The organism is Marinobacter sp. Arc7-DN-1 (genome assembly GCF_003441595.1).
GTDB lineage: Bacteria > Pseudomonadota > Gammaproteobacteria > Pseudomonadales > Oleiphilaceae > Marinobacter > Marinobacter metalliresistant.
In genome coordinates this window covers 505,095-521,103 of the sequence record NZ_CP031848.1, presented here as the reverse complement: position 1 = coordinate 521,103, position 16,009 = coordinate 505,095, and the positions used below count along the sequence as shown (strand labels likewise).

Below are 16,009 nucleotides of genomic sequence, written 5' to 3'. Positions count from 1 at the left end.
TTGGTTTCCAAAACTGTGCGGAGCCCAAGCGTCACAGGGATGTGCCGCAAGGAGCGTGTTTTGGAAACCAAGTTCCCTCTCTTCGTACTCCCAGTCCTATTAAGAGGCCCGGCGCCGGAATAGGGGAATGTCGGTATCGGTAGCCGCCTGATACCCAAAGCTGAAGAAGTTCAGACACCTCTCCGCCTTGGTAATATCCTTGTCAGGTCGAAGCACATAAGCATCGAACCCGCACCGCTTCATGAACTGAAGCTGATCCAGCAACACATCCCCGATGGCCCGCAGCTCATTCACATAGCCGAAACGTTCCCGCAGCAACCGCGCAATACTGTAACCGCGGCCATCACTGAACTTCGGAAAATTCACCGCAATCACCGGCAACTCATTCACCCGGCCATCCAGAATCTCCGGCTCATCGTGGCTGTCGAACCACACGCCGATGTCCTGGCGGCCAGCAAAATGCTCATGGCCGGCCAGCCACAGATCGGCCGGAATCAACGCCGGCTGGTCTGCCGGGATATCCAGCGATTCACCTTCGGCCGGGCGGGGCACCACAACCCAGTTGTCGTGACGGATGCTGCCATCCCGGGAAATAACGTTAGGCATAAACCCGCTCCTTGAAAGGCTCAATTCCAACACGGCGATAAGTGTCCAGGAAGGTTTCTTCCTCCGTGCGCTTATCCACGAACACATCAATGATTTTGGCGATTACCTCGGGCATCTCGTTCCGTGCAAACGACGGCCCCAGAATCTTGCCAATTGAGGCATCATGGTGGGATGAACCGCCCAGACTGATCTGATAGAACTCCTCACCCTTCTTGTCGACCCCGAGAACTCCGATATTGCCAACATGGTGGTGACCACAGGCATTCATACAGCCGGAGATGTTCAGATCAATGTTGCCCAGGTCGTACAGGTAATCGAGATCATCGAACTTTCGCTGGATGGCTTCGGCTACGGGGATCGATTTGGCGTTGGCCAGGGCGCAGAAATCACCACCGGGGCAGCAGATCACATCCGTCAGGGTGTTCAGGTTCGCGGTGCCAAACCCCATGGGCGTGATGGCCTGCCAAAGTTCCAGCAGCCGATCCTGGCGAACATCCGCAAGTACCACGTTCTGGTGGTGGGTTACCCGGATTTCGCCAAAACTGTATTCATCGGCCAGATCCGCGATCTGTTCAAGTTGCCGGTCAGTAACATCACCCGGAGGCGTCCCTGTCTTCTTCATGGTCAGGTTAACAATGGCATAACCCGGTTTTTTGTGGCTGTCCACGTTATGAGTCAGCCACTGGTCAAAGCCTCTGTGCTCGAAACGCTGGCTAGCCAGTAAGTCCGTGGCATTCTCAAGTGCAGCATAATCCGGCTCGGTGAAGTAGCCCTGGATGCGCTCAATGGCCTCGCGGGTCAGGCGCGTCGGGGAATCCTTGATGTGGGCCCACTCGGCTTCGACCTTTTCGGCAAACCCTTCCGGCGTCAGTGCCTTGACCAGAATCTTGATACGGGCCTTGAACTTGTTATCCCGGCGACCGTACCGGTTATAAACCCGGAGCACGGCTTCCAGATAGGTGAGCAGATCCAGCTCGGGAAGAAATCCACGAATCACCGGCCCGACCATCGGCGTGCGGCCAAGGCCACCGCCAACATGAACCCGGAAGCCCAGTTCACCGGCATCGTTGCGGACCATCTGCAGGCCGATATCGTGCACCTGAATGGCCGCACGGTCTGTCTGTTCCGACGCATTCACAGCAACCTTGAATTTGCGCGGCAGGAACGCAAATTCCGGGTGGAAAGTAGACCATTGGCGAATGATTTCGCAATAGGGCCTCGGGTCTGCAATTTCGTCAGACTGAACCCCGGAGAACTGGTCCGTGGTGGTGTTCCGGATGCAGTTACCGCTGGTCTGGTTGGCGTGCATCTCCACTTCGGCCAGTTCTGCCAGAATGTCAGGAACATCCTCAAGCGCCGGCCAGTTCAGCTGCACGTTCTGACGAGTTGTGAAATGGGCATAGCCTTTGTCATAGTCACGGGTGACGCGTGCCAGCCTGCGCAACTGGTCAGAACGCATCATGCCGTAGGGAACACAGATCCTGAGCATCGGGGCAAGACGCTGAATGTACAGGCCATTCTGCAGGCGCAGGGGAAGGAACTCATCTTCAGCCAGTTCGCCGGCCAGGGCCCTCTCGGTCTGGTCACGGAACTGGGCAACCCTTTCGGCAGCTAACTGACGATCGTGTTCATCGTATACGTACATAGTAGGAAGATCCTGCTTGAAAGCGTCATATCCGGGCCGACGGCCTTATATCTGCGGGAAAGGATAACAGCGGGTTTTTATTCTTAAAATGATTATTTCAAAATATGTTTATCGATTCAGGCGATAAGCGGGCGGAACAACGGACTGGACGAATATCAATTTCCTGCTTAACTTAAAAGCGTCAGCGGAGCAGTTGCACTTCGCTGTTACCTTGATAACAAGAACGCGACATTGAACCCGGAAAGAGGAAAAGACATGAAGAAGACCGTGCGCTCAGATAGCCAGGCTGATGCCGTTGCCGCCGTTCTGCTGGTCATCCTGGCCGTCGCATTTGCGGTGGTCTGGGTCTCCAGCCAATAACCTTACTGGCTGGCCAGGACCAGGTTCACGATCACAATCAGCCCCACCACAAAACTGGCGGTGAATAACACGCCGGCAATAATGTAGGGCCAGGGGCTGTGGCTTGAAAAATCCTCTTCCCGGCGCTTGTCGGACTGAACCCCGAAAGCGCCGGCCAGAATGCTTTGCATGACTTTCAGAACGCCGGGTCCCTTTGGTTTTTGTTGATCCTTGTTTTCCGCCCCGGAGGATTCCGTCATAAAGCCGCCCCTGTTATCAGCCGTATCTGAAGCTTACTCCGCCGGATCGTATGCCAGGCTTGGCGCCAGCCAGCGTTCCGCTTCAGCCTTGGAAATACCTTTGCGTGCAGCATAGTCCTCAACCTGATCCGCGCCAATTTTCCCGACCGCAAAGTATTTGGATTCCGGATGGGCAAAGTACCAGCCAGACACCGCCGCCGCCGGGAACATGGCAAAGTGCTCGGTCAGTTCGATACCGGCCTTGTTGGTGGCATCCAGCAGATTGAACAGCGTGGCCTTCTCAGTGTGATCCGGGCAGGCGGGATAACCCGGCGCAGGGCGAATGCCCCGATACCGCTCCTTGATCAGATCGGCACTGCCCAGCTGCTCGTCGGCGGCGTAGCCCCAGAATTCCTTCCGGACCCGCTCATGCATGCGCTCGGCAAACGCTTCAGCCAGCCGGTCGGCCAGGGCCTTGACCATGATGGCGTTGTAATCGTCATTGGCGTCCTTGAACTCCACCGAGAATTCCTCGGCACCCACGCCCGTGGTTACCGCGAAACCGCCCACATAATCACAGGTGTCCGACCCTTCGGGGGCCACAAAATCGGAAAGGGCCAGCATCGGTTTGCCTGGCGCCTTCTCGTCTTGCTGGCGAAGATGGTGCAGGGTGGTCAGCTCTTCAGAGCGGGACTCATCCGTGTACAATACAATGTCGTCTCCGCGCCGGTTCGCCGGCCAGAAACCGATGGCGCCACGGGCGGATACCCGGTTTTCATCGATCATCCGGTGGAGAATCGTCTGGGCGTCGTCAAACAGGTGCCGCGCAGCCTCGCCACGCTTCGGGTCATCAAATATGGCCGGGTACTTTCCGGAAATATCCCAGGACACAAAAAACGGTGTCCAGTCGATGTAATCGATCAGCTCGTTAAGATCATATTCCTCAAACACCCGGATCCCGGTGAAGGCCGGTTTTGGCGGCTGGTAACCCTCAAAGCTGATGTCCGGCGCGCGATCCCGGGCTTCCTTCAGGGATACCAGCTTGGTGCGGTCGCCCCGGTTCTTGCGGCGTTCGCGGATCTGGTCGTATTCGGTACGAGCGGCGCCCACCAGGTCTGGTTTGGCGGTCTTGCTGAGCAGCTGCGAAGCCACATTCACACAGCGGGAGGCGTCCGACACGTACAGAGCGATATCGTTCTTGTACTGGGGCTCGATCTTGACGGCGGTGTGGGCCCTGGACGTGGTAGCACCACCAATCATCAGCGGAATGTCGAAATCCAGCCGCTGCATTTCCCGGGCGACGTGGACCATCTCATCCAGGGACGGTGTGATCAGGCCGCTGAGGCCGATAATATCGACGTCATGCTTTTTTGCGGCGTCCAGGATCTTGTCACAGGGCACCATAACGCCCAGATCGATCACCTCGTAGTTGTTGCACTGAAGCACCACGCCCACGATGTTCTTGCCGATATCGTGGACATCACCTTTGACCGTGGCCATCAGGATCCTGCCCTTGGCTTTCTGGTCTTCGGTTTTTTCGGCCTCGATGTAGGGTATCAGGTGCGCCACGGCCTGCTTCATGACCCGGGCGCTTTTGACCACCTGGGGCAGGAACATCTTGCCGTCGCCGAACAGGTCACCGACCACGTTCATGCCGTCCATCAGCGGCCCTTCAATGACCTCAATGGGATGGCTGGCTCTCTGGCGACAGGCTTCCGTGTCATCCACGATGTGGCTGGTAATACCCTTTACCAGAGCATGTTCCAGTCGCTTTTCTACCGGCCACTCACGCCAGGCCAGATCCTCTTCCTGGGTTTTGCCGCCTTTGCCCTTATAGCGCTCGGCGATTTCAAGCAGGCGGTCGGTGGCATCATCGCGGCGGTTCAGAACAACGTCTTCCACCAGTTCTTTCAGTTCCGGGTCGATCTCATCGTAAATGACCAGTTGCCCGGGATTCACGATGCCCATGTTCATGCCGGCCTTGATGGCGTGGTATAGGAACACGGAATGAATGGCTTCACGCACCACGTCGTTGCCCCGGAACGAGAAGGACACGTTACTCACACCGCCGGAGATTGAGGCGTAGGGCAGGTTCTTGCGAATCCAGTGGGTGGCATTGATAAAGTCCACCGCGTAGTTGTTGTGTTCCTCGATACCGGTGGCAATGGCAAAGATATTCGGGTCGAAAATGATATCGCCCGGGTTGAAGCCGATGCCGGTCAGAACATCGTAGGAGCGTTTGCAGATCTGGGTCTTGCGCTCGTAGGTGTCTGCCTGGCCCTGCTCATCGAACGCCATAACCACAACGGCGGCGCCATAGCGCATACAGTCCCTGGCGCGCCTGATAAACTCCTCTTCGCCTTCCTTGAGGCTGATGGAGTTCACCACGGCCTTGCCCTGGATGCAGCGCAGGCCCGCTTCGATGACATCCCACTTGGACGAATCGATCATGATGGGAACCCGGGAGATATCCGGCTCGGAGGCCACCAGATTCAGGAAGGTAACCATCACCTCCTTCGACTCCAGCATGCCCTCATCCATGTTGATGTCGATGATCTGGGCGCCATTTTCCACCTGGTCCCGGGCAACGCTCAGGGCTTCTTCGTACTGTTCTTCCTTGATCAGTCGCAGGAAACGTTTGGAGCCGGTGACGTTGGTACGCTCACCCACGTTGATGAACAGAGTATTTTCATCGCCGGTGAACGGCTCGAGGCCAGACAGGCGCAGGGCCTTCGGACGCTCCGGAATCTTGCGGGGCGGGTACTTGGCAACAGCCTGGGCGACGGCTTCGATGTGGTCCGGGCGGGAGCCGCAGCAGCCGCCAATGATGTTCAGGAAACCGTCCCGGGCAAAACCTTCGATAATCTCGGCCATTTCCTCCGGGGTCTGGTCGTATTCGCCAAACTCGTTCGGAAGACCGGCGTTGGGGTGGGCGCTGACGTAGGTTTCGGCCTTGGCGGAGAGTTCCTCCACATAGGGGCGCAGGGCGTCGGCACCGAGGGCACAGTTCAGGCCTACTGAAATCGGTCTGGCGTGAGCCACGGAGTTCCAGAAAGCTTCGGTCGTCTGGCCCGAGAGTGTGCGGCCGGAGGCATCCGTAATGGTGCCTGAGATCATGATCGGCAGGGTGACGCCGCTGTCTTCAAAATATTGCTGGGTCGCGTAAATCGCGGCCTTGGCGTTCAGTGTATCGAAGATGGTCTCGATCAGAATCAGATCACAACCGCCTTCAACAAGACCTTCTACCGCCTCGTAATAGTTATCAACCAGGGTCTGGAAATCGACATTCCGGTATCCCGGGTTGTTCACATCCGGTGAGATCGACGCCGTTCGGGACGTGGGACCAACCGCGCCTGCCACAAACCGCGGTTTGGCCGGGTCCTTCACGGTGTATTCATCCGCGACCTGCCGGGCCAGCCGGGCCGCCGACACGTTCAGCTCTTTGGCAATTTCCTCCAGGCCGTAATCCGCCTGGGACAGGCGTGTGGAGTTGAAGGTGTTGGTCTCGATGATATCCGCGCCAGCATCCAGGTAATCCGCGTGAATGTTACGGAGCAGGGCAGGCTGGGTAAGGTTCAGCAGATCATTGTTGCCCTGAACTTCCCGCTCGAAATCGGCAAACCGGTCGCCCCGGAAGGCCTGCTCGTCCAGTTTCAGATTCTGGATCATGGTCCCCATGCCGCCATCAAGGATCACAATGCGTTCCTGCAGGGCCTTGTGGAGCTGGTCGAGACGGGTGTTGCGATCGGTCATAGGATTACTTCCGGGTGTCGTTATTAGCGCTGTATTGAAGTCAATAGCGCGGGATCATAGCAAAAATGCCTGAGCCCGTCTTAGTGCGAATGACCATTATCAATTACCTTCCTGAAATGAGCTTGCATACGGGAAATTCATTACCCCGGTAAAGCCCGACTATTTTACTTGGTCTTTCATGTTCCCGCGAACTGCCTTAAAATGAAGTCAAACTTTCAAACGGGTTGAAAACATGGCTTTGGTTACTGTGACAGATCCCGCACGGGACTACCTCGCACAACTTATTGAAAAACAGGACGTGGAAGGCATGGGCGTACGGATCTTCGTGACCCAGCCCGGCACCAGGAATGCCGAAACCTGTCTGGCCTACTGCCCGCCCAATGAAGTGGTGCCAACGGACGAGCAGGTAGACCTTGAGAAGTTCACCCTGTACCTGGATCACACCTCCGTGCCTTTCCTGGAGGAAGCGTACGTCGATTATTCAAAAGACCAGATGGGGGGGCAGCTCACCATCAAGGCTCCGAATGCCAAGGTGCCCAAGATCGACGACGACGCCCCCTTGCCGGATCGCGTCAACTATGTTCTGGCCTCCGAGATCAACCCGAATCTGGCGTCCCACGGCGGCGAGGTGTCTCTGGTGGAAATCGTCGATGAGTCCGTGGCTGTTCTTCGCTTTGGCGGTGGCTGCCAGGGTTGCTCCGCGGTCAGCCTGACCCTGAAACAGGGGGTTGAATCCACGTTGAAGGAGCGGGTGCCGGAAATCACCGCCGTGCGGGATGTCACCGACCACTCCTACACAGAAAACGCCTACTACCAGTAAGCGATCCGCGATCCTCACCTTGAGGTACCGTAGCTTCCGGGCTGCGGTACCTGCCTCCAGGCTGCCGCAATACCGAGTTCACAAAGGCTACACGGCCAATGTTGTGACAACTCGGTTGCTCCATCATTCGTCGCACAAACAGAAACAGCACACAGGTATTATCGTGTGTGTTCGTTAACGGATATATTGCCGGCTTAACCAGACTACACACTCAAACCGGGGTCAAACTTGTTCGACGTTGCACTTCTGTCCTTGCCGCTCATGGCGGCTGTGGTTGGCTGGTTCACCAACTGGCTTGCCATCCAGATGTCTTTTTTCCCCGTTCAGTTCATAGGCGTAGGGATTGTCGGCTGGCAGGGCGTTATTCCCCGCAAAGCCGAGAAGATGGCTCATATCTGCCTCGACAGAACCTTGCAGCAATTTGGCGACCTGAACGCCGTCTACCGGAAGCTTGAACCTCAACGCATTGTCGAGCAGGTCATTTCCCAGGTCACGCCCCGGATGGACGAGTATATTGATGAAGTCATGTACGAAATCCAGCCGGTGCTCTGGGATAACCTCCCCGTATTTCTGAAAAACCGGATTTACCAGTGGGCGAGGGAGCGGTTACCGTCCCGGATTGAGGATCTGGTGGAGGATTTCGGCGACGACCTGGATGAACTGGTGGACCTCAAGGCACTGCTCAGCCGGGAACTGGCAACCCATCCGGACCTGATGAACCGGATCTTCAGGCAGGCGGGGGCGGTTGAACTCAGGTCGGTGATCAACCGGGGCGCCATTATCGGCGGTATTCTGGGTGCGGTTCTGGTGCCGGTGTGGTCCAGGTATCCGGAGCCCTGGCTGCTGCCGCTCGGTGGCTTTGTGATTGGCTTTGTCACCAACTGGATTGCCATCAATCTGATTTTTGCACCGTTAAACCCCCGGCGGGTTCTGTTCTGGAAAATCCAGGGTCTGTTCCTGCGTCGCCAACCCGAGATCAGTGATGTCTGGGCGAAGCTGGTGGCCGAAGAGCTGATGACCGTGGAAAAAGTGGCCGATGCCATGATCAACGGCAAGCATGGCGACCGAACCCGGGCCATCATCCAGAAACACCTGCGGCCTTTGCTGGACAACTCTGTCATTATGAAACTGACGGCGCAGGTAACCGTGGGCATGACGGGTTACACGGAACTGAAAAAGGCCATGAACCAGAAGGCGGTGCTGGCCACTCATGATGTGTTCAGTGATCCCGCCTTTAACCGCGAGCGGGCGCCGGTCGTGGCGGAGGTCCTGTCAGGCCAGATGAAAGCCCTGAAACCCTCCGAATTCCAGGACATTCTTCGCCCGGCTTTCCGGGAGGAGGAAATCCAGCTGATGATCGTCGGCGGTATGTTCGGCGGCCTGGCGGGACTGCTGCAGTTCCTGTCCCTCACATACATGACATTCTAGGCAAAGTACGCTCTGTTCCTTTGAGGGCGCACAAGGAGGAAGGCCATGCCTCTCTGGGTATCACTTACAGTTCAGTTTTTTGTGACGGTTGCCGCCGTGCTTCTCACACTCTGGGGTTTCTGGCGTTTTGTCGTGCGTCCCTACCTGGACAAGAAAGTCTCGGAGCTGATTGAGGTCTCCCGGGAAATTGAGCCTGCGGTTACGCGGGGAGTGAAAAAGGGTGTGACAGACACTCTGCGAGCGCTGCCCGAGAGTGCCCTGGACGGCACCGTCAAGGAATCGACCCGCCAGTTTCTGAAATTCGGCTCCGGGCTGTTTGAAAACGGGCTGAGCAGCTTCCTTGGGACTGCGGCAGACCTTGAACGGAATAAGCGGGAAAACCCCGGCAAGCCCTTCGAGCGCCCTACAGACAGTTAGTAGGCCGGGGCAGCCCGGCAATCCGGCAGGCGGTTTTTGCGGGTGTACCGGGAAACAGCTGCATCAGATAGATGCTGTTGCCCTTGTTCTCTCCAAGGGCCTCCTTCACGGCCTTCACGAACAACCTGTTTGAGGGTGGCGATATTTCATGTTCTTTGTAAAAATAACGAAGAAACATGATGATTTCCCAATGATTTTCACTTAGATGAATGTCATCCTCAGCAGCAATCGTGGTCGCGACGCCTTCCGTCCAGGCGTGGGCATCCTCAAGAAATCCTTCGTTATTGCGTTCCGGCATCGTGCTACTGGTCATGGCTTACCAACTGATTACCCGTCGGGCCTGAAGCGACAATGACACCATATCGCCAAACCCCACCAATGTCGCATTACCAACCATATTACCGACGCCACGCGCGGAAACATCCGGCGAAAGTGCGAATACCTTGCCGATAGCCGGCAGACTCCCCGCAGAGAGTAACAGAACGCCGTTTTCGGTCAGCAACAGGGCATCCCCCTCGGATAGCAAGTCAAGGCACTGCGCTGCCCTTGGGTGCTCCGGGGATTTATTCAGAATATGCAGAGTATCGAATGAGCTCATGTCCGGTTAACCTGCAAACGCGGTGTGGTCGTATTGATCGAGCAGGGTTCTGTTGGCATCCACCAGAGTCACGCCGGTAATAAGCGAGGTCTCATCCAGCCCATACTTCTGGCAGGCTGAACGGTCTGCAAGGATCGCCTCAATGCCGAATATGGGCGCCGCCGAAAGGTTTTTCTCCACCGACTTCTGGGCTATGCCGGCCGTATCCTGTGCCCGCTTCAGCCAGGTGACTCCCGCACCGGTAAACAGCAGCGATGCCGGCTGGTCGAACGCTGCGAGGGAGAATGCCATATCCAGTGCTTCTCGCCCGCTCCAGGTGCCATAGGATGCCTGGTCAATCATGATCAGTGTGCTCATGGTCAGCCTCCGGCGTGGAAATAGAGTGTTCGTGCAGACGTCCTCCGGCCTTCGACCCATTCGCCAAGGCCGGCGATTTCGAAAGGGTGAAGCAGGTTGGAGCCGGGCAACGCGTAGCGCTTCCGCTCAGCTTCGTTCACCAGACCCCGGCGCAACGCTGAAGCAATGCAGGCTATCCCGGGGATGCCGTGGTGTTCGAGAAAGCTCGCCCATTCCTTCGGCCAGTGCGTCTCGTCAGAGGGGGGGGTGCACAGTGCCGAGGCAAGATGCACGCCGTCACCATACAGGAAGACGCGGGCGATGCGGTGGCCTGCGTCTGTGGCAGCCCTGGCGAAACCCAGAGCCGTCTGGGGCGCCTGGGAGGAATAAGGCGCGCCAGTAATGACCAGGGTGAAGGTTTCAGATGAGGTATCGGCCATGATTCCGGTTCGTTTGTGGTTATGGACGCTGGGATTTTCAGTGTAGCTAAAGCAAAAACCCCGGCAACTGCCGGGGTTTCAAAATCGGCTATTTCAGCCCGGCATCAGTTGTCACCGCTGAAAGCGGACAGCAGGTGCAGCAGGCTGAGGAACAGGTTGTAGATTGAAACGTACAGGCCGACCGTCGCAATGACGTAATTGCGCTCGCCGCCCTTGATGATCTGGCTGGTCTCAAACAGGATCATAACGGACGCGAAAATGGTGAAGCCTGCGGATACCGCCAGTTGCAGAGCGGAGCTCTCCATCAGGAAGGCCAGCAGCATGGCGCCGATCAGCACAAACGCGCCAGCGGTCAGGAAGCTGGACATGAAGCTGAAGTCTTTCTTGGTAATGATCGCCGTAGCGGACAAACCTACAAAGGCGATTGCAGTCAGCGTCAGCGCTTGAGCAACGATCTGAGAGGCACCGGCGGCAACGAACGCACCAATGATCGGACCAAGGGTGTAACCCATGAAGCCGGTCAGGGCGAAGGTGGTCACGATCCCCCAGGGGCTGTTTTTCAGCTTATAGGTCGCGAACAGCAGACCGATGTATCCCACAATGGTGATCAGAAAACCCGGATGGGTTCCGTTCATGTTCAGGAAAGCGGTAAGCGCCGAGAAGGCGAGGGTCATGCCCAGAAGCATGTAAGTGTTGCGCAACACATTCATCGCGTCAGCGCTGATTCCTGTGGTCGCGCGCTCGGTCTGGGGAGCAGAATAGGCTCCCTGAGAGTTTTGAACGCCGAAACGTTTGTCTTCCATTGTCATCTCCGTTTTATAACGACTGGATACTGTGTCTCATCATAGTGTCAGATACGTAACTTTCAATCATTTACGACATGAAACTGGCTCCTGGATTCCATTAAAAACCGTTAATATTGAAAAATGCGACGGGTTTTATGCAGGGCGTTGACAGCACAGGCAATTCCGGTATCATGCTCACCGCTGTCGCAATGGCAGCAATGGGAAACGGTGGGCTGGCAGAGTGGCTGAATGCAGCGGTCTTGAAAACCGCCGAAGGTTAATAGCCTTCCCGGGGTTCGAATCCCTGGCCCACCGCCATTTTTCCTTTCTCTTCTTTCCCGGAGACACCCGATCGCTGTTCACTTTTCCGGTGGTTTTCCCTACTTGGTTTAATGCCAGGTTACCCTCATCATCAGCGTATTGATATCGCGAGGGCTCATTATGACCGACTCACAAAATACCCACCAATCCGCAGTCGAGTCACCGGATCGTCGTGACCGGAAGTTTTCTGTGTCAGCAAATCGGGGCAGGGCCAGCCACAAGATCCGGTACGTTGAAGCTGGCGGTGCTGCGGTTGATACGGAGGAGTGCACCTTCTGCCAATCGGTGCCGGATCTTTCGGATGAGGGGACGAGGTAGAAGTACGGAGCGGCTGATACCGCTCCGGGAACAATTGAAAGCTCCGATTGAAAGCTCCGATCAGAGATCGCGGCCCGGATAGGCCGTCTCTTTTTGTTCGTCCGCCCGTTTCTGCCGCGCAGCCAGAGCTTCTGGCTCATTCCCCGGCACCTGCCAGCCCAGCAGATTCTCCTCAATCAGCTTGACCAGGGCTTCAATGTGGCCCGGCGTTGCGTTCAACGCGGTTATGTAACTGAAACCCTCGCCACCGGCTTCCATAAAGTATTCACGGTTCTCCTCATCGATTTCCTCAATGGTCTCAAGGCAATCGGATGAGAATCCCGGGCAGAATACGTCGATGGATTTAACGCCTGTGCCAGGCAGTGATTTGAGCGTCTCGTCCGTGTAGGGCTTTAGCCACTCTTCCTTGCCAAACCGGGACTGGAAGGTGGTCAGGTAATCTTCTTTGCTCAAACCAAGCCGTTTGGCCAACAGCCGCGAGGTTTTCTGGCATTCACAATGGTAAGGGTCGCCTTTGGTCAGGTATTTCAGGGGAACCCCGTGATAGGAGAGCACCAGCTTCTGATTGCGCCCGTGATTGGCCCAGTGCGCCTCGATATGCCGCGCCATGGCTTCTATGTAGGGTGGGTAATCCGGGTAATGGGAGACGAACCGGAGATCCGGTAACCACCTGCGCCTGGCAAAATCGCTGGCAATGGCATCAAAGGTTGAGGCAGAAGTCGATGCGGAATACTGGGGGTAGAGTGGCAGTACCAGCAGTTTCCGCACCCCCTGCTGCTGCATTTCATCCAGAACCCGGGAGATGGAGGGGTTGCCGTAACGCATGGCAAAACCAACCACCACGTTGGGCCCATATTTGCGTTTGAGCGCTTCCCGGATGCCCTCAGCTTGCTTTGCAGTGTGTAGCAGCAGGGGTGAGCCCTCTGGCTGCCAGACACTGGCGTAGGCCTCTGCACTGCGCCTGGGGCGAATCCGCAGAATAACTCCGTGCAGGATCAGCCACCACAATGGCCGGGCCAGTTCCACCACCCTTGGGTCCGAGAGAAATTCAGCGAGGTACCGGCGGAGTGCGGAGGTCGTGGGGGCATCCGGGGTACCCAGGTTGGTTATCAGCACGCCCAGCCTGTCAGGCTGGGCGTGGCTGAAATTCTCTGAACCTTTGAATTGCATGCGGTCGATCCTGAACGTTGGTTTTGCGTTATGAAAAGGTCAGCCTTTCTCTCTGGCCTGCTGAGCCATACGTGGTGCCAGACCGGAAATGTCGTAACCGGCGTTGCGGGCCTTGGTGACGATTTCGTCGGCTGACGTGTTTCGGGCCGAACTCAATGCCCAGAGCACAGTGCAACGGGTCCCGGAACGGCAGAATGCCAGTACGGGTTTTTCAGCGTCCTGGATCATTGGCGCGAACCGGCTTACATCGTCGTCGGTGATATTTCCGGACGCCACCGGCATGAACACCCAGGCCAGGCCATGCTCACGGGCTGCTGCTTCGATATCAGCCATGGAAGGTTGCCCGGGTTCCTCCTGATCAGGGCGATTGGCTACCAGGGTTCTGAATCCCAGCTTTGCGGCCTCTGCCACGTCTTCAACGGAAATCTGCGGAGCTACCGAGATGTTGTCATCAATCTTTCTGAAATCCATGGGGGGGGGGTCGCCTCCGGGATGGGTGGGGGGTGAGCATATACCCATAGGCGATTTTACCAAAAAAAAGCCCGGCAAAGTATGCCGGGCAGAGGCGTGCGAGTAGTATCCATGAAAGACTTCCAGACAAACCGGCATCAGCAGGGACACCGGTATAGGGAAGTATTGACTATATTTTGAACACTTCAAGCGAGAGCCACTTTCGTTTGAAAACATTTTTTCATATCGGATAGGTCTTTATACTGCGCCCTTTCACTGAGCGGTTTTCAGGCCGACTGAAATCCCGCCCAAGCTGTAATACAATAGGCTTTCAAGAGAAATATCCGCACCCCGAGGTTGTTACATGTCTGAACAGAACGACGATAAGCCGGAGAATGATGCGCAACTGGCCGCAAAAATCAAGGGTTCCGCGCGCCAGATCTGGTTGGCGGGGCTGGGTGCCTACACCAAGGCCGAGGAAGATACCGGTCGTTTCTTTGACCGGCTGGTTCAGGAAGGCGAGCAACTCGAGAACAGAACCCGGGGTGTCGTTGAAAAGCAGATCAAATCCGTTGAAGACCGGGTTGAAGGCGTTCGCGAGAGGGCGACGGGCACCTGGGACCGCCTTGAGCACATGTTCGATGAGCGGGTGTCGGGTGCCCTCAGAAGACTTGGCATCCATCGCCGGGAAGAAATTGACTCCCTGGCGCGCCGGGTCGAAGTGCTTGAAAGGGAACTGGCACGGCTGCGTGATCAGGCCGGAGACGACGAGGAAGAATAACGCCAGCTGTCGTCAGAGCCGGTTGTCTTTAAAGGGTTGTCTTTAAAGATAGTCCCGGCTCATCAGCCGGGCTTCTTCCCGGTCGGCTGGTGCCAGGTAGGGAATTACCAGGTGCATCATATGGTAAACGCCCCGGCCGGGGTCTACCGACTCCCGGTCGTCCAGGTGGGAAAGTGTATCGAAAGCGCTCCAGTAACAAGCGGTTAGCGTTAACTGCTCACACAGGGAATCAAGCTCTTCCTGATCAATTATCAGGGTGCCTTGCCGACGGAAGCTTTCGCAGATCGCTCTGAATGCCGACGTTTTCTTCTTCTGAATCCGCTTGAACCGCACCCGCAACTGGTCGTACCGGGACAGCACATTCACCAGATCCTGGTAAAGAAACCGGTAACGCGCCACCGTCTCAAACAGCAGGTGCAGAAAGAATCCCTGCTGGTCCAGAGAGATATCAGCATCTTCAGGAACCGTCAACAGATCCAGCATGTCCAGCTCGTACTGGTCGAACAGTTCCTCGACGATGTCACCCTTGCTCTTGAAGTGGTAGTACAGATTGCCCGGGCTGATGTCCATTTCGTCGGAAATCAGCAAGGTCGTAACATTGGGCTCGCCGACGCTGTTAAACAGCGCCAGGCTGGTTTGCAGGATGCGGTCGCGGGTTTTGATTTTTTTCATATCGCGCCGTGCCAGACCCTAGAGCTCGAAGCTCGCCCAGACCGGGCAATGGTCTGACGGCCGGTCCATGGCGCGAATGCCGTAGGAAACACCCGCCTCCCGGGCTTTCGGGAGCAGGCTGTCGCTGGCCATGATCAGATCAATTCGCAGGCCCCGTTTCGGATCCCGCTCAAAGCCCTTGCTGCGGTAATCAAACCAGCTGAAGGTGTCGGCCTCCTCCGGATGAAGGTGGCGGAATACATCGGTATAACCACGGGCTTCCACCTGGCCCAGCCATTCCCGCTCCTCCGGCAGGAAAGAGCACTTGCCGGTGCGGAGCCACCGTTTGGCGTTATCGGCGCCGATGCCGATGTCCTTGTCGGTGGGCGAAATGTTCATGTCACCCATCACCACCACATGGCCACCGGCCTTGTTGAGGTCGTCGAGGTACCGCATGAGGTCGGCATAAAACTTTTCCTTTGCCGGGAACTTCACCGGGTGGTCCCGGCTTTCTCCCTGGGGAAAATAGCCGTTAACCACCGAGAGCTTTTCGCCGTTCACCGTAAACTGGCCGGTAATCAGGCGGCGCTGGGAATCTTCCCCGTCCCAGGGATAGCCTTTGATAACCTGCTCCGGCTCCGCCTTTGAGAGCAGGGCAACGCCGTAATGGGTTTTCTGGCCGTGGAAATGCACGTGGTAACCCAGCTCGCGAATGGCGTCTGTTGGGAAGTCGTCGTCCTGGACCTTGGTTTCCTGAAGCCCGATAAAGTCCGGGGCGAGGGCATCAATCACAGCGTCGAGCTGGTGCAGGCGGGTACGGATACTGTTGACGTTGAAAGACACGAACATCATTGCGAAAACTCTCCGGCGTTAGTTCCCGCCGGAGTTTAGCACACTGACCCCCGGGTGCTG

At 56.7% G+C, this 16,009-nt stretch carries 17 protein-coding genes and 1 tRNA gene; 5 read left to right on the top strand and 13 right to left on the bottom strand.

All coding sequences use genetic code 11. From position 1 onward, the window contains the following. Window positions 1-99: 99 nt before the first annotated feature. From D0851_RS02490 to metH, 4 genes are all read right to left on the bottom strand, one after another. Window positions 100-606: a DUF934 domain-containing protein gene (locus tag D0851_RS02490; RefSeq protein WP_117617199.1), complete on the bottom strand. Its 507-nt coding sequence runs from the start codon at window positions 604-606 to the stop codon at window positions 100-102. Beyond that, complete coding sequence (locus tag D0851_RS02485; RefSeq protein ID WP_117617198.1) at window positions 599-2,251, bottom strand: nitrite/sulfite reductase; 1,653 nt, start codon at window positions 2,249-2,251, stop codon at window positions 599-601. The genes D0851_RS02490 and D0851_RS02485 overlap by 8 nt, the downstream gene beginning before the upstream one ends. A gap of 362 nt (window positions 2,252-2,613) precedes the next feature. Next, window positions 2,614-2,850 carry a DUF2970 domain-containing protein gene (locus D0851_RS02480; RefSeq protein WP_117617197.1) on the bottom strand — a complete coding sequence of 79 codons (237 nt, stop codon included), beginning with the start codon at window positions 2,848-2,850 and terminating at the stop codon, window positions 2,614-2,616. Window positions 2,851-2,883: 33 nt separating this feature from the next. Beyond that, the gene (gene metH, locus D0851_RS02475; protein ID WP_117617196.1) at window positions 2,884-6,582 is read right to left on the bottom strand and encodes a methionine synthase; all 3,699 of its coding nucleotides are present in this window, start codon (window positions 6,580-6,582) and stop codon (window positions 2,884-2,886) included. Between the two features lie 232 nt (window positions 6,583-6,814). On the opposite strand from metH, the gene nfuA reads away from it, so the two are divergent. The 3 genes from nfuA to D0851_RS02460 all read left to right on the top strand — a co-directional run bounded on the left by nfuA (window position 6,815) and on the right by D0851_RS02460 (window position 9,247). Beyond that, window positions 6,815-7,402: a Fe-S biogenesis protein NfuA gene (gene nfuA / locus D0851_RS02470; protein WP_117617195.1), complete on the top strand. Its 588-nt coding sequence runs from the start codon at window positions 6,815-6,817 to the stop codon at window positions 7,400-7,402. Window positions 7,403-7,630: 228 nt separating this feature from the next. Next, window positions 7,631-8,830, top strand: coding sequence for a hypothetical protein (locus D0851_RS02465; protein ID WP_205422257.1), 1,200 nt, complete (start codon window positions 7,631-7,633; stop codon window positions 8,828-8,830). Between the two features lie 45 nt (window positions 8,831-8,875). After that, window positions 8,876-9,247, top strand: a complete 372-nt coding sequence (locus D0851_RS02460; RefSeq protein WP_117617194.1) for a hypothetical protein — start codon at window positions 8,876-8,878, stop codon at window positions 9,245-9,247. Here the strand turns inward: D0851_RS02460 and D0851_RS02455 are convergent. From D0851_RS02455 to D0851_RS02435, 5 genes are all read right to left on the bottom strand, one after another. Next, window positions 9,234-9,560: a TusE/DsrC/DsvC family sulfur relay protein gene (locus D0851_RS02455; protein WP_117617193.1), complete on the bottom strand. Its 327-nt coding sequence runs from the start codon at window positions 9,558-9,560 to the stop codon at window positions 9,234-9,236. The genes D0851_RS02460 and D0851_RS02455 overlap by 14 nt on opposite strands. 3 nt (window positions 9,561-9,563) lie before the next feature. After that, complete coding sequence (tusB, locus tag D0851_RS02450; RefSeq protein ID WP_117617192.1) at window positions 9,564-9,845, bottom strand: sulfurtransferase complex subunit TusB; 282 nt, start codon at window positions 9,843-9,845, stop codon at window positions 9,564-9,566. A gap of 6 nt (window positions 9,846-9,851) precedes the next feature. Beyond that, window positions 9,852-10,202: a DsrE family protein gene (locus tag D0851_RS02445; protein ID WP_117617191.1), complete on the bottom strand. Its 351-nt coding sequence runs from the start codon at window positions 10,200-10,202 to the stop codon at window positions 9,852-9,854. A 2-nt stretch (window positions 10,203-10,204) separates the two neighbouring features. Then, on the bottom strand, window positions 10,205-10,621 hold the full coding sequence (gene tusD, locus D0851_RS02440) for a sulfurtransferase complex subunit TusD (RefSeq protein WP_117617190.1): 417 nt from the start codon (window positions 10,619-10,621) through the stop codon (window positions 10,205-10,207). A gap of 104 nt (window positions 10,622-10,725) precedes the next feature. After that, entirely contained in the window at window positions 10,726-11,424 is a 699-nt protein-coding gene (locus D0851_RS02435; protein ID WP_117617189.1) for a Bax inhibitor-1/YccA family protein, read from the bottom strand. Between the two features lie 209 nt (window positions 11,425-11,633). On the opposite strand from D0851_RS02435, the gene D0851_RS02430 reads away from it, so the two are divergent. Next, window positions 11,634-11,724: transfer RNA gene (locus tag D0851_RS02430), tRNA-Ser, on the top strand. Window positions 11,725-12,105: 381 nt separating this feature from the next. On the opposite strand, the gene hemH is transcribed toward D0851_RS02430, so the two are convergent. Both hemH and D0851_RS02415 read right to left on the bottom strand, forming a co-directional pair. Beyond that, window positions 12,106-13,215 carry a ferrochelatase gene (gene hemH, locus D0851_RS02420; protein WP_117617187.1) on the bottom strand — a complete coding sequence of 370 codons (1,110 nt, stop codon included), beginning with the start codon at window positions 13,213-13,215 and terminating at the stop codon, window positions 12,106-12,108. Window positions 13,216-13,254: 39 nt separating this feature from the next. Then, window positions 13,255-13,686, bottom strand: a complete 432-nt coding sequence (locus D0851_RS02415) for a TIGR01244 family sulfur transferase (RefSeq protein ID WP_117617186.1) — start codon at window positions 13,684-13,686, stop codon at window positions 13,255-13,257. A gap of 343 nt (window positions 13,687-14,029) precedes the next feature. On the opposite strand from D0851_RS02415, the gene D0851_RS02410 reads away from it, so the two are divergent. Next, window positions 14,030-14,446, top strand: a complete 417-nt coding sequence (locus tag D0851_RS02410) for a phasin family protein (RefSeq protein WP_117617185.1) — start codon at window positions 14,030-14,032, stop codon at window positions 14,444-14,446. A 42-nt stretch (window positions 14,447-14,488) separates the two neighbouring features. On the opposite strand, the gene D0851_RS02405 is transcribed toward D0851_RS02410, so the two are convergent. Together D0851_RS02405 and xthA are read right to left on the bottom strand one after the other, a co-directional pair. Then, entirely contained in the window at window positions 14,489-15,118 is a 630-nt protein-coding gene (locus tag D0851_RS02405; protein WP_117617184.1) for a TetR/AcrR family transcriptional regulator, read from the bottom strand. Window positions 15,119-15,136: 18 nt separating this feature from the next. Next, complete coding sequence (gene xthA / locus D0851_RS02400; RefSeq protein WP_117617183.1) at window positions 15,137-15,949, bottom strand: exodeoxyribonuclease III; 813 nt, start codon at window positions 15,947-15,949, stop codon at window positions 15,137-15,139. Window positions 15,950-16,009 lie beyond the last annotated feature (60 nt).

What these genes read in the sequence shown, in the direction of transcription:
- D0851_RS02490 (WP_117617199.1), bottom strand. Translation starts at nt 606, where the DNA reads ATGCCTAACGTTATTTCCCGGGATGGCAGCATCCGTCACGACAACTGG.
- D0851_RS02485 (WP_117617198.1), bottom strand. Translation starts at nt 2,251, where the DNA reads ATGTACGTATACGATGAACACGATCGTCAGTTAGCTGCCGAAAGGGTT.
- D0851_RS02480 (WP_117617197.1), bottom strand. Translation starts at nt 2,850, where the DNA reads ATGACGGAATCCTCCGGGGCGGAAAACAAGGATCAACAAAAACCAAAG.
- metH (WP_117617196.1), bottom strand. Translation starts at nt 6,582, where the DNA reads ATGACCGATCGCAACACCCGTCTCGACCAGCTCCACAAGGCCCTGCAG.
- nfuA (WP_117617195.1), top strand. Translation starts at nt 6,815, where the DNA reads ATGGCTTTGGTTACTGTGACAGATCCCGCACGGGACTACCTCGCACAA.
- D0851_RS02460 (WP_117617194.1), top strand. Translation starts at nt 8,876, where the DNA reads ATGCCTCTCTGGGTATCACTTACAGTTCAGTTTTTTGTGACGGTTGCC.
- D0851_RS02455 (WP_117617193.1), bottom strand. Translation starts at nt 9,560, where the DNA reads ATGACCAGTAGCACGATGCCGGAACGCAATAACGAAGGATTTCTTGAG.
- tusB (WP_117617192.1), bottom strand. Translation starts at nt 9,845, where the DNA reads ATGAGCTCATTCGATACTCTGCATATTCTGAATAAATCCCCGGAGCAC.
- D0851_RS02445 (WP_117617191.1), bottom strand. Translation starts at nt 10,202, where the DNA reads ATGAGCACACTGATCATGATTGACCAGGCATCCTATGGCACCTGGAGC.
- tusD (WP_117617190.1), bottom strand. Translation starts at nt 10,621, where the DNA reads ATGGCCGATACCTCATCTGAAACCTTCACCCTGGTCATTACTGGCGCG.
- D0851_RS02435 (WP_117617189.1), bottom strand. Translation starts at nt 11,424, where the DNA reads ATGGAAGACAAACGTTTCGGCGTTCAAAACTCTCAGGGAGCCTATTCT.
- hemH (WP_117617187.1), bottom strand. Translation starts at nt 13,215, where the DNA reads ATGCAATTCAAAGGTTCAGAGAATTTCAGCCACGCCCAGCCTGACAGG.
- D0851_RS02415 (WP_117617186.1), bottom strand. Translation starts at nt 13,686, where the DNA reads ATGGATTTCAGAAAGATTGATGACAACATCTCGGTAGCTCCGCAGATT.
- D0851_RS02410 (WP_117617185.1), top strand. Translation starts at nt 14,030, where the DNA reads ATGTCTGAACAGAACGACGATAAGCCGGAGAATGATGCGCAACTGGCC.
- D0851_RS02405 (WP_117617184.1), bottom strand. Translation starts at nt 15,118, where the DNA reads ATGAAAAAAATCAAAACCCGCGACCGCATCCTGCAAACCAGCCTGGCG.
- xthA (WP_117617183.1), bottom strand. Translation starts at nt 15,949, where the DNA reads ATGATGTTCGTGTCTTTCAACGTCAACAGTATCCGTACCCGCCTGCAC.